General features: G+C 73.8%; 12 protein-coding genes and 1 tRNA gene. 6 read left to right on the forward strand and 7 right to left on the reverse strand.

What is annotated here, in order from left to right:
* Positions 1 to 3 precede the first annotated feature (3 nt).
* The 6 genes from WMF33_RS45825 to WMF33_RS45850 are packed head-to-tail and all read right to left on the reverse strand — an operon-like array spanning position 4 to position 15,739.
* Positions 4 to 1,023, reverse strand: a complete 1,020-nt coding sequence (locus tag WMF33_RS45825; protein ID WP_437334474.1) for a TauD/TfdA family dioxygenase — start codon at positions 1,021 to 1,023, stop codon at positions 4 to 6.
* Positions 1,020 to 1,247, reverse strand: a complete 228-nt coding sequence (locus tag WMF33_RS45830; RefSeq protein ID WP_437334475.1) for an MbtH family protein — start codon at positions 1,245 to 1,247, stop codon at positions 1,020 to 1,022. The genes WMF33_RS45825 and WMF33_RS45830 overlap by 4 nt, the downstream gene beginning before the upstream one ends.
* A gap of 32 nt (positions 1,248 to 1,279) precedes the next feature.
* Complete coding sequence (locus WMF33_RS45835; RefSeq protein WP_437334476.1) at positions 1,280 to 3,652, reverse strand: penicillin acylase family protein; 2,373 nt, start codon at positions 3,650 to 3,652, stop codon at positions 1,280 to 1,282.
* Positions 3,652 to 5,478 carry a cyclic peptide export ABC transporter gene (locus tag WMF33_RS45840; RefSeq protein ID WP_437334477.1) on the reverse strand — a complete coding sequence of 609 codons (1,827 nt, stop codon included), beginning with the start codon at positions 5,476 to 5,478 and terminating at the stop codon, positions 3,652 to 3,654. Before WMF33_RS45840 ends, WMF33_RS45835 begins: the two co-directional genes overlap by 1 nt.
* Positions 5,475 to 10,388, reverse strand: a complete 4,914-nt coding sequence (locus WMF33_RS45845; RefSeq protein ID WP_437334478.1) for a type I polyketide synthase — start codon at positions 10,386 to 10,388, stop codon at positions 5,475 to 5,477. The genes WMF33_RS45840 and WMF33_RS45845 overlap by 4 nt, the downstream gene beginning before the upstream one ends.
* The gene (locus WMF33_RS45850; RefSeq protein WP_437334479.1) at positions 10,385 to 15,739 is read right to left on the reverse strand and encodes an amino acid adenylation domain-containing protein; all 5,355 of its coding nucleotides are present in this window, start codon (positions 15,737 to 15,739) and stop codon (positions 10,385 to 10,387) included. Before WMF33_RS45850 ends, WMF33_RS45845 begins: the two co-directional genes overlap by 4 nt.
* A 428-nt stretch (positions 15,740 to 16,167) precedes the next feature.
* On the opposite strand from WMF33_RS45850, the gene mxcH reads away from it, so the two are divergent.
* From mxcH to WMF33_RS45880, 6 genes are all read left to right on the forward strand, one after another.
* Positions 16,168 to 18,810, forward strand: a complete 2,643-nt coding sequence (gene mxcH, locus WMF33_RS45855) for a TonB-dependent siderophore myxochelin receptor MxcH (protein ID WP_437334480.1) — start codon at positions 16,168 to 16,170, stop codon at positions 18,808 to 18,810.
* A gap of 19 nt (positions 18,811 to 18,829) precedes the next feature.
* Positions 18,830 to 20,110 (forward strand): hypothetical protein, encoded by a 1,281-nt coding sequence (locus tag WMF33_RS45860; protein WP_437334481.1) that lies wholly within the window; start codon positions 18,830 to 18,832, stop codon positions 20,108 to 20,110.
* Between the two features lie 35 nt (positions 20,111 to 20,145).
* Positions 20,146 to 21,753 carry a PepSY-associated TM helix domain-containing protein gene (locus tag WMF33_RS45865; RefSeq protein WP_437334482.1) on the forward strand — a complete coding sequence of 536 codons (1,608 nt, stop codon included), beginning with the start codon at positions 20,146 to 20,148 and terminating at the stop codon, positions 21,751 to 21,753.
* A 17-nt stretch (positions 21,754 to 21,770) separates the two neighbouring features.
* Positions 21,771 to 22,118, forward strand: coding sequence for a hypothetical protein (locus WMF33_RS45870; RefSeq protein WP_437334483.1), 348 nt, complete (start codon positions 21,771 to 21,773; stop codon positions 22,116 to 22,118).
* Positions 22,111 to 22,389: a hypothetical protein gene (locus WMF33_RS45875; RefSeq protein WP_437334484.1), complete on the forward strand. Its 279-nt coding sequence runs from the start codon at positions 22,111 to 22,113 to the stop codon at positions 22,387 to 22,389. Before WMF33_RS45870 ends, WMF33_RS45875 begins: the two co-directional genes overlap by 8 nt.
* Before the next feature lie 407 nt (positions 22,390 to 22,796).
* Positions 22,797 to 22,883 (forward strand) — tRNA-Ser (locus WMF33_RS45880).
* A 182-nt stretch (positions 22,884 to 23,065) separates the two neighbouring features.
* On the opposite strand, the gene WMF33_RS45885 is transcribed toward WMF33_RS45880, so the two are convergent.
* The gene (locus WMF33_RS45885; RefSeq protein WP_437334485.1) at positions 23,066 to 24,421 is read right to left on the reverse strand and encodes a DUF4388 domain-containing protein; all 1,356 of its coding nucleotides are present in this window, start codon (positions 24,419 to 24,421) and stop codon (positions 23,066 to 23,068) included.
* Positions 24,422 to 24,433 lie beyond the last annotated feature (12 nt).

Consider the following 24,433-nt stretch of genomic DNA (forward strand, 5'->3'; position numbering starts at 1 on the left):
ACCTCAGAGGGCCTTGGCCCGGAAGGGCTCGGCCATGGCGACATGGACCTTGCGCGGGCCCCGGAAGGGCGTGCGTCCGTGGGCGACGAGCATGTTGTCCACGAGCAGCACGTCCCCCTCCTGCCAGGGGAACTCCACGGCGACCTGCCTGTAGACGTCGCGTATCTCGTCGAGGACCGAGCTCTCGATGGGAGACCCGTCGCCGTAACAAGCGTTGCGGGGCAGGTCGTCCTCGGGGAAGACCGCGAGGAGCGCCTCGAGCACCGCCGGCTCCAGGTTGGAGACGTGGAACAGGTGAGCCTGGTTGAACCACACGCGCTCTCCGGTGCGCGGGTGGGTGGCCACGGCCTGGCACACCTGCCGCGTGCGCAGCTCGCCGCCCGGCTTCCACTCGCACGCGATGCCGTGCTCATGGCAGAAGCGCTCGACCGCGGCCCGGTCGGTCGTGCCGAAGACCTGCTGCCACGGGACGTCCAGGCCGCTGCCGTAATTGCGCACGTACATCACCTTCCTCGCGGTGAAGCGCTCGCGGATCCGGGCAGGGACGCGGCGGAAGACCTCTCGGCTGTCCGCGAGCGGGGTGCTGCCCCCCTCGGCGGCGGCCTGGGCGCAGTGGAACCAGATCTTGAGCGGCCACTCGAGCGTGTACGACTGCTCGTTGTGGAGCGGGATGTGCTGGTGGGCCGGGTACTCCGTCGACGTGTAGATGCGACTCTGCAGGTGCGACCGCGGCGTCGATCCGAACGTGTAGTCGAGCAGCTCCGGCGTCACGAGCTTGACGAAGGCCTCGAAGTCCGCGAGCGCGCGCACCGGGAACCCGCGGAACAGCACCGCTCCGTACGAGGTCAGCGCCTCGTCCGCGCACGCCCGGACGGCCGCGGCGAGCGCGGGGGCGGCGGAGGCGTCACCGCGCCGGAGCGGGCTCGCGACCAGGGGGAACGCGGCGCCGGGGAGGCAGGACCGCGCGAGGCCGTCCGCCTCGCCCCGCGGCGCCGCCGGCGACACAGCGCGGAGCTCCGTCACGACGACCGGCCCTCCTGCGCGTCCATCTGCTTGCGCAGGCTGAGCGGCCGCATGTCGGTCCAGGCCTCCTTGATGTGATCGAGGCACTCCGCCTTGGTGCCGGTCTTGCCCGCGTCGCGCCACCCGAGCGGGTTTTCCCGGTACTCGGGCCATATCGAGTACTGCTCCTCGTGGTTCACGACGACTTTGTAAATAATGTTGTCTTCATGCTCTTCGCTGGCCATGGACTCCTCCGTTCGAGATGTGGTGTTCGATGTCATCGGCGCTCGGGAACGAGCGTGAGCGTGCGCGCGGCCGGGCCTGACAGGAGCGGCAGAGGGCGCCCGTCGACCCAGGCGCGCTGCTGATCGCGGTAGTGGGGCGACAGCGGATCTCCCGACTGGCCGGCCGGCATGTGCAGGATGCCGTCGGGCTCGTGGCCCGGCGCGACGACGAGCCGCTCGCTGGCGCCGAGCGTGCGGGTCGCGAGGCGCACGCAGAAGCCGCAGCCCGGGAGCGGCTCGTCGGGCATGTTGAGGCGCGCGGCGAGCTCCGGCGCCCGGCCGAGCGGGTGCGCGATCCGCACCCGGCTCACCGCGCCCCAGGGGATCTGGTCGACGAGTCGCCCGCCGTGCTCCTCGTGGAGCGCGGTCACGGCTTTTTCCAGCGCCGCGAGGACGAAGGCGTCCCAGCCGCCCTCCGGCGCCGGCACGAGGTCGGGCGACCGCTCGCCGAGCGCGCGCTGGAGCGGCGTGTCGATGTCCGGCAGCGCGAGCGAGAGGGTCGGCTCCGCGGCGCGGCCCGCGCCGAGCCACGCGGCGAACACCGCGTCGGCGAGGGCGCGCCGGAACCGCATCAGGAGCGGCAGTCCGACGCCGGACACGTCCGCCCGGCCGTCCCACGCCGCGATCGCGCGCCGCGCCTCGGCGAGCGCCGGCCGGCGGGACAGCGCCGCGCCGTCGAGCGCGCGCAGCGCGAGGTCGCGGTAGACGTCGAAGAACCTGGCCTCGGTGTCGAGCTGCAGCGCGAACAGGTCCGCCTCGGTGACCGGGCGCGCCTCGCGCAGGCGCTCGGTGATGCGGTAGGCGCGGTAGCCGTTCGCGTAGTCGCGGCCGAGCGCCGGCGCGCCCTCGCCGAGCGGCATGCGGTGGTTGGCGTTGACGACGAACCCCGACGGCGGATCGACGACGCGCGGCAGCGCGGCGGGGGGCACGTAGCCGTCCCAGCCGGCGCGCCCGTCCGCCCACGAGACGCTGACCGAGCCGTCGAAGCCGCGGCGCCGCGGCACGCGCCCGGTGACGGTCCACGCGACGCGGCCGCGCCGGTCGGCCAGGAGGACGTTGCACCCGGGCCCGCCGGCGGCGTTCATCACCGCGGCCGCCTCCTCGATGCTGCGGGCGCGATCCATCTCGAGGAGCCCGAGGTCGACCCCCTCGGGATCGAGCGCCGTCCAGCGGACCGCGACCTCCGCTCCGAGGAGCGGCCGCGGCGCGACGCGCCCCCAGATCGTGCCGCGGACGGTGACGGCGACGTCGGGCTCGCCGCGCACCGCGATCGTCTCCTGCGCGACGTCGAACCGCTTCCATCCGGTGGGCGTCCGGTACTCGCCGGGGCGCTCGGGGTGGGTCTCGATCTGGACGAGATCCATCGCGTCGCCGTCGAGGTTGGTCATCCCCCAGGCGACATGGCCGTTGGTCCCCGCGATGACCATGGGCACGCCGGGCAGCACGACGCCCGCGATCTCGCGGCCTTCGTAGCGGAGCTCCGCGCGATAAAAGATGTTGGGGACGCCGAGCTCGAGGTGCATGTCGTTCGCGAGGATGGCGCGGCCGTCCCGCGTCCTTTGCCCGGCCACCGCCCAGCCGTTCGAGCCGACCGGCGCCTCGCCGGCGTCGTCGCTGAGCACCGCGGCGGCCCACGCGCGCTCCCGGCTCTCGGCCACGAGCGCCCGCAGCTCCTCGCCCGGCAGCGGCGGCGTCGCGGGCGCGTGGGCGCCGAGCAGCGCCTTCGTGTAAGGGTCCGTGTCCTCGAACAGGAAGGCCGTCACGCGCTTCGGGAGGGTGCGCGTCAGGACCGTGCGCGTCCGCTCCGCGTCCTCGGTGACGCTGAGGGCGTTGAACATCCCCAGCACGACGAGGACGCTGTCCTCGGGGCGCCACGGCTCGGGCCGATAGCCCAGCTGCTGGAGCTCGACAGGCAGCGTCTCCGCGCTCCGGAGATAGGCGTTGACGCCCTCGGCGTACGCGTCGAGCGCGGCGCGCTGGCTCGCGGGCAGGCGCGCCAGAATCGCCCGCGCCGCCTGCGGGAAGCCGTAGAGCCGCTGCCGGGTGTCGGCCTCCAGCAGATCGCGCCCGAGGACCTCGGCGAGGCGTCCTCCGCTGCTCCGGCGGAGCAGATCCAGCTGGAACAGCCGGTCGCGCGCCGTGGCGACGCCGAGGGCCCGGAGGGCGTCCAGCCGCGAGGCGGCGCGGATCGCGGGGATCCCGAGGCCGTCGTAGGCGATCGTCGCCGCGCCCTCGAGGCCGGGCACGGTCGTCGCGCTGCCGGCGCGCGGCGCCGGGGCGCGGACGTCGGCCTGGTTTCCCTCCGCGCAGCCGGCGATCGCCAGCGAGAGGAGGGCCGAGAGGTGGAGTGAGCGGACGTTGCGCATCAGAGCTCCTGCTTTGCGGCCGTGAGGGCCTCGTGGCCGCGGGCGCCGGGCTCCAGCGCGGCCTGTTGCGGATTGGCGTGCAGGCGGAGGGTCTCCGCGGACATGACCCGGCCTGGCTCGTCGACGCGGGCGCTCGCGGCGCGCTCGTCCCGCGTCGATCGCGGCGCTGCGCCGGGCGCGGCCGGGGCCGTGGACAGCTCGGTCAGGCGGCCGAAGTCGAGCCGCAGGCAGCGATCCGCGAGCGCGAAGTACTGGTCGTCATGGGTGATGACGAGGGCGGTCTTGCCCCGCGCGCGGAGCTCCGGCAGAAGCTCGGTGTAAAAGACCCTTCGAAACTGCGGGTCCTGGTCGGACGCCCACTCGTCGAAGACGTAGAAAGGCCGGTCCTCCAGATAGGCAGTCAGCAGGGCGAGGCGCTTGCGCTGACCCTGCGAGAGGCCGCTCACGCGCAGCGCGCCCTCCTCGACGCGCACCCGGTGATCGAGCTGCAGCCGCTCGAGGTAGCGCCGGGCGCGCTCGTCGAGGCCGGGGTCGTCCAGGCCGAGCAGGTGCTCGAAGAGGTGGTAATCGGCGAAGACGACCGAGAAGATCTGCCGGTACCGCGCGCGGCTCGCGTCGTCGACCGGCGCGCCGTCGAGCCGGATCTCGCCGGACTCCGGCGCGTAGAGGCCGAGGAGCAGCAGGGACAGCGTCGTCTTGCCGCTGCCGTTGCCGCCGACGAGGAACACGAGCTCGCCGGGCCGGAAGGTCAGATCGATGGGCCCGAGCTGGAAGCTGCCTTCTTCCTTCTCCCGGTAATACCGGTGCGTGACGCCGGAGAGCGCGATGCGCTCGAACGTGGCCGGGCCCTCCGCGCGGCCTTCGCCCGTGGGCGCGTCGGGGGCCGGCGTCGGCCCCTGCTCCGGCGTCAGCGCGAGCCCGAGCGCGCTCGCCTTCGAGAGCGCGACGCTGGCGCGCCCGACGGCCGGCAGGAACTCGACCGTCTGCGCGAACGGCGTCATCAGGAAGAGCATCGCCAGCACCACGGCGGACACCGCCGGCGGCGCGAGGCCTGCCCAGGCCGGGAGCGCGAACAGCGCGAGCCCGAGGACGGCGTAGAAGAGCAGCGCGCCCCAGCCCATCGCGACCGCGTACTCGGTCGTGCCCGCCACGAACTCGCGCTGGTACGTCGCGACGCTGCCGCCGAGGACGTCGGACAGGAACGACCGCCCGCGCCGGCCGTGCATCTTGAGCTCCTTGATCCCGCCGGTCAGCCCGCGGAAGTGCTGGAACAGGGCGTCGCTCGTCTCGCGCGCGCGCGTGAAGGCGCCGATCGCGCGCCGCGCGTGCCACCGGAAGAGCGCGGCGCCGACCCCCATCGCGCCGAGCACGATGGCCAGCGCCGACCCCGAGATGTGTCCGATGTACGCCAGGCAGCCGAGGACGGTGGCCACGTTGACGCAGAGCAGGGGCAGGACGACGTAGGCCTGCGTGATGACGGCAGGATCGTCGTTGAGCGCCGCCAGCAGCCGGTGGGCGCCGAGCTGCTCGACGTGGCGCAGCGGCGCGTCGAGGATGCGCCGGCTGAGCTGCATGCGCAGCTCCGCGATCATGGCCTGTCCGAGGCGGGTCAGGAGCACCTGGGACACGGCCCTGCTGAGCACGCCGACGGCGGCGAGCCCCGCGAAGCCCCACGCGAGCTGCGCCGCGGGGCGGCCGTCGCCCGAGAGCGCCTCCTGGACGAGGGAGATGACGCCGGCGCCGGCGAGCCCGCTGATCGCGCCGGCGGCGACCGCGATCAGGAGGGGCCGGCGGGCGCGGCGCACGAGGAAGCCGAGCGCGCTCATCGCCGCTTCTCCTTCGGGTCGGCCGGCGCCTTCGAGGCGTCGTCCGGCTCGCCGCTCGGGCCGCCGCTCGGGCGCGTCGGCGCCTGCGGGCCTCCTGCGGCGGGGAGCCGCCGCGCGGTCCGGGGCAATGCGACCAGCGCCGGCTCGGGGCTCGCGGGCGCCTGGCCTCGCGCGGCCTGGATGCGCTGCGCGACGGCGGCCACGGTCGGCCGCTCGAAGAAGTCGCGGAGCGACAGCTCCACCTGGAACGTCTCGCGGACGCGGTTGAGGATCTGCAAGGCGAGGAGCGACTCGCCGCCGAGCTCGAAGAAGTCCTTCTTGGGATCGAGGGGATCCAGGCCGAACGCGCGCGCCCAGATCGCCGTCACCTCCGCCGTCACCGCCTCGGGCGAGAGGCGCTCGGCGGCGCCGGCGGCGGCCGCCCCGGCGCGCGGGGGCGGCTCGCCGCGGCCGGCAGCTGCGGCGGCGTCGCCGGGGGCGGCGGCGTCGCCGGCGCCGAACCGCCGGGTCAAGGCGGCGCCCTCGTCGTCGCTGGGCAGGCCCTGGAGCGGGCGCGCCGAGACGATCACCTGCGGCAGCGCGGCCTGGCTGAGGACGCGGTGGAACGCCTGCTGGCCTTCCTCCGGGCGCATCCCGTCGAGGATCACGTCGTCGAGCCCCAGGGCGAGGAGGCGCGCCTCGGCGCGGGCGGCCATGCCGACGTTGCGCCAGCGATCGAGGTCGACGGAGACCGTGTACGGTCCTGGGCGGCGCGCGCAGGCTTGCGCGAACGCGTCGAGGAACGCGTTTGCGGCCGCGTACCCCGCCCGCGCGAGGCCGCCGCTCAGCGCGGTGACCGAGGAGCAGAGCAGGACGAAGTCGGGCCGGAGGGAGCGGGCGATCTCGTCGAGCGCCATCGCGCCGAGCGCCTTGGGGGCGAGCTCGGCGTGGAGCGCGTCCGCCGAGAGCCGCTCGATGAGCCCGCCGCCTGCGACGCCGGCCGCGTGGATCAGGCCGTGCAGGGCGCCGAACCGCGCCAGCGCCTCGCGCGCGGCGGCGCGCATCTGCGCCGCGTCGGTGACGTCGGCGCGCACCGTCACGACCTCGGCGCCGGCCTGCTCGAGCGCCGCGAGCCGCAGGCGCTGCTCGTCGGTGGGCGCCGAGCGGCCGGTGAGGATCAGCCGCGCGCGCACGGTGCGCGCGAGGTAGTCGGAGAGCCACAGCCCGACGCCGCCCAGCCCGCCGGTGATGAGGTAGACGCCGCGCTCGCGCAGCAGGGCGGGGGCGCCCTGGGCCGGCTTGAGCGGGACCGGCTCGACGGCGGGCGCCCAGCGATGGGGGCCGCGGTAGGCGACGACGGGGGCGCCGGCGTCGGAGCGCGCTTCTGCGAGGAGCCGCGCGGCGATGGGGTCGACCTCTGCGGCGTCCGGGGTGGCGGCCTCGAGGTCGATCACGCGGCAGCGGACGTGCGGGTACTCCAGCGGGATGCTCCGGCAGATCCCGAGCAGCGTGGCGTGCTCCGGGCGCAGGGCTTCTCGCCCGGTCAGGTCGTGCAGGCCGCAGGCGAGCGCGATCAGGTGGGCGCCTGCCGGCAGCTGGCTCAGCGTGCGCGCCAGCCAGAGCAGGCTGAGCGAGCCCCGGCGCTGCGCATCTTGGAACGCGCCGGGGTCGAGCTGCGCCTGGGGTGCGCCGTCGAGGCTGAAGGCGTGGATGATCCGCGCGGGCTGCCCGGCGTCCACGCCGAGCTCCCGGGCCAGCGCGGCGTAGTCCTCGGGCTGATCCGGGCGAAGCGTGAAGGCGCGCTCCGCGGGGCGCGCGAAGCGCTCGCCGCTCCTGACGCGGGTGACCCGCCGCCCGGCGCGCTCGAGGCGTTCCACGATCCGGGCGGCGATCTCCGCCTCGTCCGCGAAGACGACCCAGTGCGCCCCGTCGTCCCCGGGCGGGAGCGGCTCCAGCGGAGCGCGCTTCCACGAGGGGATGTAGAAAAATCCACCCAGGTCAGACGCTGGGGTCGAGGTGGACCCGACCGGGGTTGAACCGACCGAGGTTGAGGTGGACCCGACCGGGGTTGAACCGACCGGGGTTGAACCGACCGAGGTTGAGCCGACCGAGGTTGAGGTGGACCCGACCGAGGTTGAGCCGACCGAGGTTGAACCGACCGAGGTTGAGCCGACCGAGGTTGAGGTGGACCCGACCGAGGTTGAGCCGACCGAGGTTGAGCCGAGCGGGGTTGAGGTGGATCCGACCGTGGTTGAGGTCGCCCCCGTCGCCTCCGGGCGTTCCAGCCAGTACCGCTTCCGCTCGAACGGGGTTGCCGGCAGCGCGACGCGCCGCCGGCACCGTCCCGCTTGCAGGCCTGCCCAGTCCACCGGAGCGCCGGCCACCCAGAGCCGCCCGACCGCGTCGAGCAGCGCCGCCCCCCCCGCCCCCGCCTCGCGCACCGCGGGCATCGACGCCAGCGCGAGCGACTCCCCCGCGACCTGCCGGCACAGCGCCGTGAGCGTCTGCCCCGGCCCGACCTCCAGCAAGATCCGCTCCGGGTCCTCCCGCAGCGCCGTCACGCCGCCGGCGAAGCGCACCGTGCTCCGCAGGTGCCGGACCCAGTAGCCCGGATCCTGCGCCTCCGCCGCGGTGATCCAGGTCCCGGTGACGTTCGAGACCCACGGGATCCGCGGCGCGCGCAGCGTGACCTTGCCCACCGCCTCTCGGAACCCATCGAGCGCCCCCTCCATCAGGTGGGAGTGGAACGCGCGCGACACCCGCAGCCGGCGCGCCTCCACCCCGCGGCCCGCCGCCTCGCGCTCGACCCGCTGGATCGCCGCCGTCCGCCCCGACAGCACGCACTGCCGCGGCCCATTCACCGCGGCCAGCGCGACCTCCTCGCCGAGCCACCCCGCCACCTCCGCCTCGGACGCCGACACCGCGAGCATCGCGCCCTCCGGCGTCGCCTCCATCAGCCGCCCCCGCGCCGCGACCAGCGCGAGCGCGTCGTCGAGCGACAGGCACCCGGCCACGCACGCGGCCACGAGCTCGCCCACGCTGTGCCCGAGCATCGCGTCGGGGGTCAGGCCCCACGCCATCCACAGCCGGGCGAGCGCGTACTCGACGACGAACAGAGCCGGCTGCGTCATCGACGTGCGGTCGAGGCGCCGCGCGGCGTCCTCGAGCTCCGCGGGCGCCGGGAACAGCAGCGCCCGGATGTCCAGGCCCAGGTGGCGCTCGAGCCGCGCCGCGCAAGCGTCGACCTCGGCCCGGAACACCGGCTCCGTCTCGTAGAGATCGCGCCCCATGTTGGGCCGGTGGGCGCCCTGCCCCGGGAACAGGAACGCCACCGGCCGCGGCCCGGCCACCGGCCCTCCCGTGCGCAGCGCCCCGCCGCGATCGCGCAGCGCGAGCGCCGCCTCCTCCCGCGAGCGGCACACCACCGCGCGGCGGTGCGCGAACGCCCGGCGCCCGAGCTGCTGCGTGTGCGCCACGTCGCCGAGCGCGAGCTCCGCGTGCGCCTCGAGGTGCTCCGCCAGCGCGTCGGTCAGCCGCTCGAGCGACGCGCTCGACCGGGCCGAGAGCACGAGCAGCTCGCACGCCCGCGGCGGGTCCCCCTCCGGCGGGGGCGGCGCCTGCTCGAGGACCACGTGCGCGTTGGTCCCGCCGAGCCCGAAGGCGCTCACGCCGGCGCGGCGCGGCGCCCCCTCGGGCGTCCACGCCGCGAGCCCGGCGGCCACGTAGAACGGGCTGCTCTCGAGATCGAGCGCGGGGTTGGGAGCGCGGAAGTGCAGGCTGGGCGGGATGCGCCCGTGCGCCACGGCGAGCGCCGCCTTGATCAGCCCGGTGACGCCCGCGGCCGCGTCCAGGTGCCCGACGTTGGTCTTCGCCGATCCGATCGCGCAGAAGCCCTCCCGGTCGGTCGTCGCCCGGAAGGCCCGGGTCAGCGCGGCGATCTCGATCGGATCGCCGAGCGGCGTCCCGGTGCCGTGCGCCTCCACGTACCCGATCGAGTCCGCGTCGACGCCCGCGGCCGCGTGGGCGGCGCGGATCACGCGGGCCTGGCCCTCGACGCGCGGCGCGGTGTAGCCCACCTTGGCCCGGCCGTCGTTGTTGACGGCGGAGCCCTTGATCACCGCGATGATCGCGTCCCGATCGGCGATCGCGTCGTCGAGCCGCTTGAGCAGGACCACGCCCACGCCGCTGCCGCCCACGGTGCCGCGGGCCTCCGCGTCGAAGGCGCGGCAGTGGCCGTCGGGCGACGCGATCGCGCCTTCTTGGTAGAGGTACCCGACCTTCTGCGGGACGCCGATCGAGACGCCCCCGGCCAGCGCGAGGTCGCACTCGCCGGTGAGCAGCCCCTGGCAGGCCAGGTGCACGGCGACGAGCGACGTGGAGCAGGCCGTCTGCACCGCGATGCTCGGCCCCTCCAGGTTGAGCTTGTACGACACGCGGGTCGTGAGGAAGTCCTTGTCGAGCGCGAGGAGCGCCGCGACGTCGGCCGCCGACTGCAGCCGCGGCCCGCCCGGGAAGAGGTGCGTCAGGTACCCGCTCAGGCTCGATCCGGCATACACGCCGACCGGCCCGCCCGCGCGCTCCGGGTCGATCCCGGCGTTCTCGAACGCCTCCCACGCGCACTCCAGGAACAGCCGGTGCTGCGGGTCGAGCGCGGCCGCCTCGCGCGGCGTGAACCCGAACAGCTCGGCGTCGAACAGGTCGATGTCGTCGAGCACCGCGCGCGCCCGCACGTAGTCGGGCCGCGCGATCAGCGCCGGATCCACGCCCGCGGCGAGGAGCTCCTCGTCGGTGAGGATCGCGACCGACTCGACGCCTGCGCAGAGGTTTTGCCAGAACGTCGCCACGTCGCGCGCGCCGGGGAACCGCCCGGCCATGCCGACGATCGCGACCTCCAGGCCCGCGCGCGGCTCGCTGCTGCTCGGCGTCGTCATTTCTTGGTCTCCAGCGCGCCGCGCCCGCCGCGCCGCCGGGCGAAGAGCTCCCCGCGCCGCTCTTGCGCGGCGCTCGCCCGCTCCCCGCTCCGCTCTCCCTCCTGGGGCGCCGGCTCGCTGGTTTCCCGGCTCAAGGCCGCTGCGAGCGACGCGATGGTGGGGTGTTGAAACAGGACCAGCATCGGCAGCGCGCGATCCACCTCTTCGCGCAGGCGGCTGTGGACCTTGGCCAGCAAGAGCGAGTGTCCGCCCAGATCGAAGAAGTTGTCGTGAACGCCCACCTGCGGAATCGAGAGGACGTCTCTCCAGATCGCTGCGATGGCGCGCTCGAGGTCGGTCCGTGGCGGCGTGGTGGCCCTGGTCGGCGCGTCCACCTGCTCGGGCGCGGGCAGGGCGCGGCGGTCGACCTTGCCATTGGGCGACAGCGGCAGCCGCGGGAGCGCGAGGATCGGCGCGGGCACCATGTACGCGGGGAGCGCGTCGGCGAGCCAGGCGCGCAGCGCTTCGGACTGCGGCGTGGCGCCGTCGCGGCCGGTGACGTAGGCGACGAGGCGCTTTCCGCCGTGGGCCTCGTCGCGGGCGACGACGACGGCCTCGCCCACGCTGGGGTGCAGCAGCAGGCGCGCCTCGATCTCGCCGAGCTCGACGCGCAGGCCGCGGAGCTTGACCTGATGGTCGAGCCGTCCCAGGAACTCGATGGCTCCGTCGGGGCGATAGCGGGCCAGATCGCCTGTGCGGTACAGCCGCCCTCCGGGCGAAGCGCCGAACGGATCGGGGACGAAGCGCTCGGCGGTGAGCGCTGGCCGGTTGTGATATCCGCGCGCGAGCCCGACGCCGCCGATGTAAAGCTCCCCGGCCACGCCCACCGGGACCGGGTGGCCGTGTCGATCCAAGAGGTAGATCTGGGTGTTGGCGATGGGGGTGCCGATGGGCACCGAGGCCGAGGTGTCGAGCGGCTGGCAGGCCCAGGCGGTGACATCGATGGATGCCTCGGTGGGCCCGTAGAGGTTGTGCAGCTCGGCGTGAGGGAGCCGCTCGAAGCATCGCCGCGCGAGCTCGGCGGGCAGGGCCTCACCGCTGCAGATCACCCGTCGCAGCGACGCGCACGACGAGGCGCCGGGCGTCTCCAGGAAGGCCTGGAGCATCGGGGGGACGAAGTGCAGGGTGGTGACGCCATGGCGGGCGATGAGCTCGATGAGCCGCTCGCCGTCGCGGTGGTCGCCTGGCCGGGCGACGACGAGGCCGGCGCCGGTGATGAGCGGCCAGAAGAACTCCCAGACCGAGACATCGAAGCTGAAGGGGGTCTTCTGCAACACCCGATCTTCGGCGGTCAGCGCGTAGCGCTCCTGCATCCACAGCAGCCGATTCAAGAGGCCGCGGTGGGTGTTGCCGGCGCCCTTGGGGCGGCCGGTCGAGCCCGAGGTGTAGATGGTGTAAGCGAGGTTGTCCGGCGAGACGGCGACCGCGGGCTTGGCGGTCGGCTCGCCGTCGAGCTCTGCGCGATCGGCGTCGAGGCACAGCAGCTGCGCGCGGTGAGGCGGCAGGCGCGAGGCGACCGGCCACTGGGTGAGGAGCACCGGAGCGGCGGCGTCGTCGAGCATGAAGGCGATGCGCTCGGCGGGGTAATCGGGGTCGATGGGGACGTAGGCGGCGCCGGCCTTGAGGACGCCGAGCAGGGCGACGACCAGCTCGACGGAGCGCTCTGCGGCGACGGCGACGAGCCCGTCGGGCCCGACGCCGCGCCGGCGCAGGGCGTGGGCCACCTGGTTGGCGCGCGCGTCGAGCTCTCGATAGCTCAGCCGCCGCGCATCGAAGATCACCGCCGTCGCGTCCGGCGTCCGCTCGGCCTGCGCCTCGAACAGCTCGTGCACGCGCAGGTCTTCCGGATAGCCGCGCTCCGTCGCGTTCCAGCCGGCGAGGACCTGCCTCCGTTCGCCCGCGTCCATCATCGGCAGATCGGACAGCCGGGCCTCCGGCGCGGCGACGAACCCCTCGAGGATCGCGACGAGGTGCCGCGCCATGCGCGCCACCGTGGCCCGGTCGAAGAGGTCGGTGTTGTATTCCCAGGCGCCGCGCGCTCCCTGGCCCTCCAGGGTCAGGTTGAGCGCCAGATCGAACTGCGCTGTCCCGGTGTCCACCCGCTGCGCCTCGATCGACAGGCCGGGGATCTCCGGCGCCCGCTCGGGCGCCGGATCCATGGCGAGCATCACGTTGAACAGGGGGGAGTGGCTGAGGCTCCGCTCGAGGGACAGCGCCTCCAGCACCCGCTCGAACGGCGCCTCCTGGTGCGCCTGCCCCTCCGTGACCGCCGTCCGGACGCGGGCGATCAGCTCCGCGACGCGCGGGTTGCCCGCGAGGTCGACGCGCAGCGCCAGCGTGTTGAGGAAGCAGCCGACGGCGCCCTCCAGGGCCGCCCGCGGCCGCGCGGCGACCGGCGTGCCGATGCAGACGTCGCGCTGGCCCGTGTACCGGTGCAGCAGCGCGAACAGCCCCGCTGCCACCGTCGTGAACAGCGTCGCGCCCGCCCCCCGCCCGAGCGCGGTGAGCCGCGCCACGAGCTCCGGCGGCAGCGCGAGCTCCTCGCGCGCGCCCGCGTAGCTCTGCACCGACGGCCGCGGTCGATCCGTGGGGAGCGAGAGGGGCGGCACAGGCCCCTTCAGCCGCTCGCGAAAGTACGCGAGCTCCCGCTCGCGCGCCGCCGCCTGCTCGGTCCGGCGCTGCCACAGCGCGTGATCCGCCGGCTGGATCGGCAGCGGCGCGAGCTCCGGAGCGCGCCCCGCCGCGAGCGCGCCGTAGATCAGCGCGAGCTCCCGCAAGAGCACGTTCATCGACCAGCCGTCCGCGATGAGGTGGTGGCAGGTGACCGCCAGCACGTGCTCCCGCTCGCCCTTGCGGAGGAGCGTCCAGCGCACGGGCGGCGCCTCGGCCAGATCGAACGCGCGCCGCGCCTCCTCCCGGAGGCGCGCTTGCAGCGCTGGCTCCCGGTCCTCCTCGGCGAGCGCGTAAAGGTCCTCGATCGGCAGCGCGACCTCCGCGGGCGGCGCGATCCTCTGGACGGGCTGCCCGGACGCCGACGGAAAGCTCGTGCGAAGCGCCTCGTGGCGGGCCGCGAGCGCGGTCACCGCCTGCTCCAGGGCGCCCGTGTCGAGCGCCCCGGAGAGCCGCAGGGCCGCCGCGATGTGATAGACGGGCGCCCCGGCGACCAGCTGCTCCAGGAACCACAGGCGCTCTTGCACGAGGGACAGCGGCAGCCGCTCCGGCCGCTCCTCCGGCGCGAGCGGCGCGGCGCCGCCCGCGGATCCGCCCGCCGGCGCGCTGCCCTGCCTGCCCTCGATCCAGGCCGCCAGCGCCGCCACCGTCGTCGTCGCGAACAGCTGCGCCGGCCCCACCTCGACGCCGAGGGCCTCGCTCACCCGGCCGCTCACCTGCATCGCCCGCAGCGAGTCGCCGCCCAGGCTCAGGAACTCCTCGTCCCGGCCGACCCGCGCGCGCCCCAGCACCTCCGCCCAGATCCCGGCCAGCGCGCGCTCCAGCGCCGTCCGCGGCGGCTCCTCGCGCGCGGCGCCCGCGCCGGCCGGCGGCTCGACCGCCGATCGCCAGACCGCGTTCAGCGAGCCGTCGAGGAACCGCGCGCGGCACGCCCTCCGCTGCACCTTGCCGCTCGTGGTCCGCGGCAGGCTCCCCGGCTTGATCAGCGCCACCGCGTGGATCGCGACCTCGTGCCGATCGGCCACGGCGCGCTGGATCGCCGCGCCGATCTCCGCCGGATCCGCCGACGCCGCGGCGCCCCTTCCGAGCTCCTGGACCAGGACGACGCGCTCCTCGCCGTCCACGTCCACCGAGAACGCCGCGCCCCCGCCGGCGCGGAGGCCCGGGTGGCTCTGCTCCGCGGTGAGCTCGAGATCTTGCGGGTAAACGTTGCGCCCGCGGACGATGATCAGGTCCTTGAGCCGGCCGGTCACGTAGAGCTCGCCGCGCGACAGGAACCCGAGATCGCCGGTCCGGAGGAACGGCCCTCCTCCCGTGGCCAGCCGGGCCTCGAACGTCGCCGCCGTGTCCTCCGGCCGCTCCCAGTAGCCCTGGGCCACGCTCGCGCCGGCCACCCAGATCTCGCCGACGCGCTCGTCCTCGCAGGGCCTCCGCGTCTCGGGATCGACGATCCGCACCTCGTCGCCGTCCGGCGATCGCCCGCAGCCCACGAGGGCGACGGCGGCCTCTGGATCGCGCGGATCGAACGCCGCGCGCCCTTGCTCCAGCGCCGCGCGGTCGGCCGCGCGCACGACCGGCGGCGCGTCCGCCGCGCCGCCGCTGACGAGCAGCGTCGCCTCGGCGAGCCCGTAGCAGGGGTAGAACGCCGCGCGCCGGAAGCCCGCCGGCGCGAACGCCTCGGCGAAGCGATCGAGCGTCGCCGCGCGCACCGGCTCGGCCCCGTTGAAGGCCACCTTCCACGAGGCGAGATCGAGCCCTTCCCGCTGCTCCGGGGGGATCTTGCGGACGCACAGCTCGTAGGCGAAGTTCGGCCCGCCGCTCGTCGTGGCCCGGTAGCGCGAGATCGCCTCCAGCCAGCGCCGCGGCCTCATCAGGAACTGGTCGGGCGACAGCTGGACGCACGGCACGCCCACGTAGAGCGGCTGCAGGATGTTGCCGATGAGCCCCATGTCGTGGTGCGGCGGCAGCCACCCGACGATCACGCTCTCCTCGGTGTGCGCGAACGCGCGCTGGATCATGCGCTCGTTGCGCAGCAGGTTCTCGTGCGTGAGCACCACGCCCTTGGGCGCCCCGGTCGACCCCGAGGTGTACTGGAGGAACGCCACGGTCTCGGCGGTCACGCGCGGCGGCCGCCACGCGTCTCCCTGGCCGTCCCTGGCCGCGTCGACGGCCACGCAGCGCAGCTGGCTCAGCTCGGCGAGGCTCGGATCCTCGCGGAGTATCGCCGCGGCGCCGAGGAACGCCTCGGTGGTGAGGACGACGCTCGGGCGGCAGTCGCGCACGATGGCCAGCACGCGGAGCAGCCCGCTCTTCCGCTGCGGCAGCGGCACCGGCACCGCCACGAGCCCCGCGTAGAGGCAGGCGAAGAACGCCGCGATGAAGTCGAGCCCCGGCGGCACCAGGAGCAGCGCGCGCTCGCCCGCCCGCGCGCCGGGCTGGAGCTCCGCGGCGATCGCGCGCGCCCGCTGGTCCAGCTCGCCGTACGTCAGCGAGCGAGCGTCCGTCTCCCCGTCGAGCAGGAAGGTATAGGCGAGCGCGGACGGGCGCTGCTCCGCGCGACGCCGCAGCAGCGCGACGAGCGTCGCGGGCTCGGCCGCGTCGCGATCGCTGATCGCACGCGTCTGTGATCGGTTCGACTCCATCGCCACCTCAGCTCCGGTCGAAAAAGGCAGCCCGACGACAAAGCGCTCCCGCTCACCAGGCCCGGGCTCTGAGCCTGATGACGCAATGCGCCACGGACGCGAAGCACCCGACGGCGCCGTCAGCGCCCGCAGCGTGCGCTTGTTGGTACCTAATTGAAAATGAAAATGATGATCAAGATCAGTGAAGCGGTTGTATGGAACACCGATGCGAGGCGCGTCAAGGGAAAAATGGTGCACTGAACGTCGGTTCAGTTCTGTGAAGATGAAATTGATTTTGGTTTTCAGCTCGAGTAGCGACGTCGTCTGGACATGGCCGTCTGCTCGGTTTCCCCTTCCGTTCCTGCGCCGACGCGCGCTCCAGGCCGAGAGGGGGTGCGGTGACGCGACGCTCTCGCTCGCTACGGGTCCTGCTTGCGGGCGCGTTGACCTTGCTGTTGCCCGTCGCGCCTGCGCCGGCGCGCGCTCAGGACGAGGGTGAGCCCGAGGGCCGAGGGCGCGCGGAAGGCGATGGCGGAGCGGGCGCGCCTGCGGCCGGCGCGGTGAGGGGAGAGCGCTCGCCGCGGGGCGCCGGGGGGACGCGGATCGAGCCGCCGCAGCTCGTCGAGGGCGCCGAGGCCGAGGTTCCGCCGGAGGCGCGGGCGGCGCGACGTGAGGGGAAGGTCGTGCTGAAGCTCCGGATCGACGCGGCGGGGCGCGTGACCGAGGCCGAGGTTGTGGAGCCGCTGGGCCCCGGCTTCGACGAGGCGGCCCGCGCTGCGGCGTTCCGGTTCCTCTTCACGCCGGCGCGCCGGGACGGCACGCCGGTCGCGTCACGGATCCTCTACGCGTACGAGTTCCGGCCGCCGGAGGAACTCCCGGCCGAGCCGCCCCCGACCGGGGTCGCGGCCGCGCGCCCGACCGGGGTTGCGGCCGCGCGCTCCGCCGAGATTACGCCAGGGCCGACCCGGGGGCCCGGCCCTGCGACCGGCGCTGCCCCGGCGACCGGCGCGGCGGCGGCCGCGGCGCCAGGCGCGGCGCCCGCCCCCGCGCCCGTCGAGGTGACCGTGCGCGGCGCCGCCATGGCCGAGCGCCTCCGGCAATCCGCGCAGGCGATCAAGGTCATCGAGACCGAGCAGGCGAAGCGGCGGACCGCCGACATGGGCGAGGTCCTCGCCCGCACCGAGGGCGTGGGCGTGCGGCGCGGCGGCGGGCTCGGGTCCTCGGCGCGCTTCTCGCTCAACGGCCTCTCGAACGACCAGATCCGCTTCTTCCTCGACGGCGTGCCGCTCGATTTCGCCGGGTTCCCGTTCGGCATCGCGAACGTGCCCGTCAACCTGGTCGACCGCGTCGAGATCTACCGCGGCGTGGTCCCGGTGCGCCTCGGCGCCGACGCCCTGGGCGGCGCCGTCAACCTGGTCACCGACCAGGACGTGCGCGGCACCCACGGCGCCGCGTCCTACGAGATCGGGTCCTTCGACACCCATCGACTCGCCGCAACGGCGCGGCACCTGCACGAGCCGAGCGGCTTCCTCGCCCGCGTCAACGGCTTCCTCGACTACGCGCGGAACGACTATCGCGTGACGGTCGACGTGCCGGACGACGACCTCGTCGAGCACCCCGAGCGCGTCTACCGCTTCCACGACGCCTATCGCGCCGCGGGCGGCGGCGTCGAGCTCGGCTTCGTGAACCGGCCCTGGGCGCGGCGGCTGCTCCTGCGCGCCTTTCTCACGGCGTACGACAAGGAGCACCAGCACAAGCTCGGCGTCATGAAGGTGCCTTACGGCGAGGTCACGAGCGGCGAGACCACGGCGGGCGTGACGCTCCGGTACGAGCAGCCGCTCGGCCGCGGCGTCGCCCTCGAGGCGATCGGCGGCTACGCGTACGGCCGCGCCACCTTCCTCGACGTCAGCGAGTGCACCTACGACTGGTATGGTCACTGCAATCCCGGCGGCAAGCCGGGCGAGGACGACACCAAGCCGCGGGATCAGGTGTTCTGGGAGCACAGCGGCTATGGACGGCTGAACCTCCGCTTTCGGCCCCACCCCGAGCACGCGCTGCAGCTCTCCGTCTCTCCGATGTTCGTCACGCGCACGGGAGACGAGCGCAGGCAGGCGAACCCCGCGGGCCGCGACCCGCTCGCGGCCGAACGCGAGCTCGTCAACTGGGTTCACGGCGCCGAGCACCAGCTCAACCTGCTCGACGACCGCGTGGAGAACGTCCTCTTCGTGAAGCAGTATGTGCAGCTCCTGCGCTCCGAGGAGAGCCTCCAGGGGCTCGCCGATCGCTTCCGCCGGCAGGATCGCGACACCCATCGCCTCGGCGTCGGCGACGGCCTGCGCTATCGATTCAGCGAGTGGCTTTACGCCAAGGCGTCTTACGAGTGGGCGAGGCGGCTCCCGCGCCCCGACGAGGTGTTCGGCGACGGGGCGCTGATCCGCGCCAAGCTCGATCTCTCGCCCGAGACGAGCCACAACGGCAACCTCGGCGTCACGATCGACGCCCCCGGCACCGCCGCGGGCGCGTGGCGGCTCGAGGCGAACGGCTATCTCCGCGCGGCCGAGGACCTCATCGTGCTGCTCGGCGACGGGAAGATCTCCCAGTACGACAACGTCTTTTCGGCGCGGGCGCTGGGGATCGAGGCCTCCGCGCGCTGGACGTCGCCTGGCGAGCACGTCGTCCTCGACGGCAACGTCACCTATGAGGACTTCCGCAACACGTCCGAGGAAGGGACCTTCGGCCCCCATGCGGGGCAGCGGATGCCGAACCGACCCTGGCTCTTCGCCAACGGGTCGGCGCGCGTGCAGCTCCGCGAGGTCGCCGCGCCGCGCGACGAGCTCGCACTCACCTGGGACACGCGTTACGTGCACGGGTACTTCCTCGGCTGGGAGCGCAACGGGCGGCGCGACGACAAGGCCCGCGTCCCCTCGCAGCTCCTGCACGCGCTCGCGCTCACCTACATCGCGCGCCTCGCGCTGCGCACCCTGAGCTTCACCGTCGAAGCCCACAACCTCACCGACGAGCCCGCCTTCGATTTCTACGGTGTCCAGCGGCCCGGACGGGCCTTCTTTTCCAAAGCAATGCTGGAGATGTGATGGAGAGTCAGGAGAACCCATGAGGACGATCTGGAACAGCACGCTGACATCGAGGCGCACGAGCACCGCGCTCGGCGCGCTCGGGCTCCTGGTCGTGGCGCTCGGGAGCGGCGGCTGCGCGGACGATGAGCCGAACCCGGGCGGGAGCGGCGGAGGAGAGCCGAACCCGAGCGGCGGCGGCGACGCGGGCCGGCCGGCGTTCGTGGTGGGGACACGCGTCTGGGACGACACCTCGACGACGGCTTATTTCCACGCGGTCCCGTCGCTCGATCAGGGCACGAAGCTCGACCTGTCCGAGGCGCTCGAGGTCCCGGGCTCGGCCAAGCTCTACGGTTTCGAGGACCTCGGCTGGCTCGCCATCGGCGGCGGCGACGCGCCGACGATCTCGCGCTACACGCTCGACGAGCAAGGCGCGCTCGAGGAGGGGACGAGCATCAACCTGCAGCCCCTCGGCGTGCAGGATCTCTGGCCCACCCTGTACTTCGTCTCTCCGACGAAGGCGTACTATCCGGATCGCCACAACGAGCAGCTCATCATCTTGAACCCCACGGCGATGAAGGTCGAGGGGACCATCGAGCTGCCGGAGACCGCCCGTCAAGGCTACCTGGCGCTGTACAGCTACGGGTCGATCCTGCGCGGCGACAGGCTCCTCTTCTCGGTCGGGTGGTTCGACTGGGAGCAGAACGACACGATCCTCGACGAGACGGGGCTCGTCGTGATCGACACCACGACGGACACCCTCGTGCGGGTCGACGTCGACGAGCGCTGCGGCGGGATCACGCAGCCCGTCGAGACGGCCTCGGGCGACGCCTACTTCGTGAGCTCCGCGCTCGCGGGGGCGGCCCATCGGCTCGAGCGGCTGCCGACCGAGCCGTGCGCGCTGCGCGTGGAGAAGGGCGCGGACGCCTTCGACCAGGGCTACCTCATGGCCCTGGGCGAGCTGACCGACGGCGCGATCGCGGGCGAGCCCATCCCGGGCGGCGGCGACAGCGTCTTCCTCCGGGTGTTCGACGAGGGCGCCGCCACGGTCGAAGCCGACAGCGTGACCTGGGATCTCACGAGCCAGAAGGTGTGGCAGTGGTGGCGCTGGGACACCGCGACGGGCGAAGCGGCGCGCGTCGAGGAGCTGAGCCCGATGACCTCGGACGTCCTCTGGTTCCAGGTCGATGGCCGGGTCTTCGGGACCGAGACGGCGGACGACTACGCCGAGAGCACGCTCATCGAGCTCACGGCCGAGGGGGGCCCGAGGCGCGCCATGACGGTGCCGGGATTCCTGCACGGCGTATCGAAGGTGCGGTAAAGGACGCGCGCTCACGCGAGACAGGAGATCCCGCCATGGCCAAGAAGCTCTCCCGCCATGCCTTCACGACCTTCTGGGACGTGCACGCTTGGGCCGGCGTGGTCGGTGGGCTCCTGCTTTACGTGATGTTCCTGTCGGGGGGGATCACGCTCTTCCGGCGGCAGCTCGCGGTGTGGGAAGAGCCCCTGACCCAGCAGCGCTCGGTCGTCGAGCAGGGGAGGCTCCAGGCCACGCTCGATCAGGGGCTCGCCGCCGCGGGCACGACGCCCGAGGAGCTCTGGCTGGAGCTGCCGGCCGATGGACTCGGCGCCGCGCGGCTCGGCTACTACGCGCAGGGCGAGCGGTTCTCGTCGTGGGTCCGCGACGGGCTCGTGCCCGAGCGCGAGGGGCTCTCCAGCTTTCTCTACGACCTGCACTACCTCTGGCACCGCGCGACCGGCGTGTGGCTGTACTACGTCGCCGGTCTCCTGTGCGTCGCGCTGCTGCTCGCGCTCGCGACCGGCGTGCTCATCCACCTGAAGGACCTCGTGCGGCAGTTCCATCGGTTCCGGCCGGACGCAAAGCCCCGCGTCCTCTGGTCGGACATGCACAAGGTGCTCGGCGTGATGGGCCTGCCGTTCCAGGTCCTGTACGCGTACACCGGCGCGTTCATCGTGTTCCTGGGCGTGCTGGTGCCGGCGTTCACGGGCCCCGTGTTCGGCGGGGACGCCGGCCGAGCGGACCGGGCGGCCTGGGGGGCCTCGTACGTCGACGAGCCGGCGAAAGGGGCGCCCGCGCGCGGCCTCACCCTGGACGAGCTCACGGCGCGCGCGCGCGCGATCGAGCCCCGGTTCGTGCCCGAGAGGTACCGTGTCCGGCATCTCGGCCTCGACAGCGGCACCGTCGATATCCGCGGCTCGGTCGAGGGGGTTCCCTTCGGGCGCGGCCTCGTGCGCCTGCGGGCGACCGACGGCGCGGTCGTCTCGGCCGACGTGCCGGGCGCGGAGGGCGCTCGCAGCGGCGTGCTTCGCTGGATGTACGGCCTCCACTTCGCCGATTTCGGCGGCGTCACCCTCCGCGTCCTGTTCTTCGTGCTCGCCCTGGCGACGTGCGCCACGATCCTCACCGGCAACTGGATCTGGCTCGCGCGGCGGGAGGCGCGGCGCGAGAGCCTGGGCAACCGCCTCCTCGCGCGGCTCACCGCCGGCTTCGGCGCGGGGACGCTCGTCGCGATCGCGGCGCTCTTCCTGGCGAGCCGCGCGCTCCCGCTCGAGTGGGCGGGCCGCATGGCCGCCGAGGAGCTCACGTTCCTCGCGGCGCTCGGGCTGTGCGTCGCGTGGGCGCTCGCCGCGCGCGACGGCGCGAGCCTGTGGTGGCGGCAGATCGGGCTCGCGGGGCTCCTGCTGCTGCCCGTCCCAGCGCTCGCGGCGCGCTGGTCCGGCGCGGGGCTCTTCGGCGCGGGGCCGAAGCTCGCGGCCGTCGTCGCGGTGGACGTCGCGCTCCTCGTGGCGGCCGCGGCGCTCTGCGCCTCGGCCTGGGCGCTCCGCCGCGCGGCCTCGAGGCACGCGGCGCCGCCGCAGGCGGCGCAAGACGACGCACGGGCGCCGCTGGCCCACGGCGGGGCGGGGCTCATGGCCAGGGGCCAGACGGCCTCCCATGGTTGAGATCGCGTCGGCTTCCCATGGTTGAGATCGCGTCGCTCCTCTCGGCGTACCTCGCCTTCGCCTTGCTCCACGCGGCGCGGCCGGAGCGCGTCCCGTTCGGCGTCGCGCCGCGGCTGCGCGGGAAGCGCGCGTGGCCCATCGCGGCCCGCGCGCTGGCCGCCGCGTCCTTCGCGCTGTCGGTGTGGCTGTGGCGCCGGACCGAGGCCGGCCCCGCGGCGTACCTCGTCCCCGTCGCCGCGCTCCTCTGCGCCGCGAGCCTGTTCGTCCTGCTCGCGCCCCTCTGGCCGCGCGCGGCGTGGGGCCTCGCGCTCCTGTCTCCCCCCGCGGTCGTCGCGCTCTCGCTCGCTGGAGCGTGTCATGGCTAGCGGCCGGCTCGTCCGGCTCGGCGCGACCCTGCGCCCGCTGGCGGCGCTCGTCGGGACGCTCCCGGTCGCCGTCCTCGCCAGCGCGTGCGTCGCGCGGTTTGCGCCGCTCTCCGGGGACACGCGGAGCGTCCTCGCCTTCGCGCTCGTGGCGCCGCTCTGGGTGACGGCGATGTGCGTCGCCTTCCTGGCCCGCAGCGCGGCCCGGGCGTGGGCGGTCTGCGCGGCGCTCAGCGCGGTGCTGTTCGCCCTGGCCTATGGCGTGCCGCAGTGACCCGCCACGCAAGGCGCCGCCGCCCGGCCGCCTGCGCCGCCAGCCGGGGAGGGCGGGCCCGGGTAGAATGCAATAAAATATAATAATATCATATACTTATGTCTTCGTGGAGGCTCTCTCCGCGCGGGCGCGATCTCGTGATCTCCCTCGTCTCCCGGGTCGAGCTCCAGGGTAGAGCCGGCCGGCCCGCTGCCCCTCGCCGCCGTCCCCCGGAGGCCCTCGCCCGTCCCCGGCGCTTCCCCGCGCGATCTTTTTGTGCACGGCGGCAGCCTCTTTGGTATGTTGCCGCTCCCTCGACGGACCGCGCCGAGCGTCTGTCGAGTCAACGCTCTTTTTACTGTCAAAGCTTCGAGATCCGCACGGGGCCCTGCGCCGAGCATGGGCCGGGCGGATCCTCCTGGAGACCAGGAGAGGTGGCCGAGTGGCTGAAGGCACACGCTTGCTAAGCGTGCGATCGGGAAACTGATCCGCGGGTTCGAATCCCGCCCTCTCCGCCGCGATCGCGCTCAGCGCTACGCCCGTCGTGAGGCGGCCTGAGCCCCGCGCGTGGACAACGTAACGGCGGCGAACGTCGCCGCGCATGCGCCGATGCCGCATGCGCGGCGTCGACGCGCCGCGCGCTCGCGCGCGTGTGTGCCTGCCCCTGCCCGCGCGCGGCTCGCCGCCGGCGCGCGCCTCAGGCGGCCCTGGTCCTCAGCACGCGCGACTGCAGGAACTGGTAGATCGTCTTGATCGCGTCGAACGAGCCGACCGCGCTCTCCTTGATCACCTCGTTCACCGTGCGCGAGCCGTTGACCGCGCCGAGCACGAGCTCCTCGATGCGCGTCAGCTTGCCCGAGCCCACGCCGTCGAGGGCGACCTGATCCACGACCACCACCTGGTCGAAGTTGATCGTCCCCTCCATGAGCCGCCACTCGTCGACGCGCCGGAACCCCTCGAGCACCAGCGCGGACACGGCGAGGCCGAGGCGCGCCTGCTCGACCTCGGGGCGGAACGGCTCGCGCGTGAACGAGAAGCGCCCGTAAGGCCAGCGCAGCACCTCGTAGATCAGCTCGCTCGACTGGCGCTCCAGCACGGCGATGAGATCGTCGTTCGTCGCGACGCCCGCCTCGACGAGCACCTGGCCGAGGAGCGTCTGCGGCGCCTTCATGCGGAGCAGCGCCTCGAGCCGCTCGCGCGTCACTAGCCCGCGCTCGATGAAGTAGCGCCCGAGCTTGAACTCGTCCGACGAGTTGCGCGCCTGCACGAGATCGATGAGCCCCTGACGGAGCGAGATCGTGACCGACGCGCGGTTCGTGGTCACCCGGAGCACGCCCGTCTGCCGCTGCATCTGGAGCAGCTGGAGGATCTCGGCGAGGGGGATCGCCGAGACGTCGCCGCTCATCACCTCCTTCGCGTCCGGGGGCGCGTCGAGATCGCGGAGCGTGAGGGTCAGCTTCGAGACCACCTCGCTCGTCATCACGCGGGCGACCGCCTGCATGACGGCCGCCTCGTTCGTCCGCGCTTCGGGCGACAGGCTCATGATCGCGGGCGTCATCACCGTCGCCAGCTGCTGCGCGAAGTCGACCCCGGCGCGCTGGCGCATGTTCCGGGCGAGGAGGCTCGGCCGCACGCTCTCGGCGATCGTGTCCTCGTCGGGCATCTTCGCGCCCTCCGGCACGGGCCGCGCGCGCCCCTCGGCCGTCTTCGAGAGCGCGCCCTCGATCACCGCGACCAGCGCCCGCGCGTCGAACGGCTTCGTGATCGCGTCGACGGCGCCCGTCTGCTGGACGAACTGCCCCCGGATCTTGTCGCCCTTGGCGCTCATCAGGACGACGGGGACCGTGCGGTGCGACGGGTTCGACCGCAGCTCCCGGCAGAAGGCGTAGCCGTTCATCCTCGGCATCACGAAGTCGAGGAGGACGAGGTCGTACTTCGGCCCCTTCTTGATGAGCTCGATCCCGGCGAGCCCGTCGCGCGCCACCGTCGGATCGAACCCGTTGCGAGCGAGGATGGCGCTGACGACCTTCAGGATGGTCGGGCTGTCATCCACAACGAGGACTCG

Origin of the sequence: Sorangium sp. So ce394 (assembly GCF_051474665.1) — a bacterium.
Taxonomy (GTDB): domain Bacteria; phylum Myxococcota_A; class Polyangia; order Polyangiales; family Polyangiaceae; genus Sorangium; species Sorangium cellulosum_D.